A 288-nucleotide genomic window follows, 5' to 3' on the forward strand; every position below is an offset into this window, starting at 1 on the left:
GTCTTTATCATCCAATCGACTTGCGCCCCAACCAACGATAACCTGATTGAACTGGTCGTGATGATCGACGCCCTGCGCCGTGCCTCTGCTGGCCGTATCACAGCGGTTATCCCTTACTTTGGCTATGCCCGCCAAGACCGTCGCGTCCGTTCTGCTCGTGTTCCTATTACAGCGAAAGTTGTTGCTGATTTCCTGTCCAACGTGGGTGTTGACCGCGTGCTGACTGTTGATCTGCATGCCGAGCAAATTCAGGGCTTCTTTGATGTGCCGGTAGACAACATCTTCGGT

General features: G+C 53.5%; 1 protein-coding gene. It reads left to right on the forward strand.

Going from position 1 to position 288, the window contains the following annotated elements:
* On the forward strand, positions 1-288 hold a 288-nt coding region (prs, locus tag ACYP03_RS25690), incomplete at both ends, for a ribose-phosphate diphosphokinase (RefSeq protein WP_459782632.1).

It is taken from the genome of Photobacterium sp. R1, assembly GCF_054600795.1.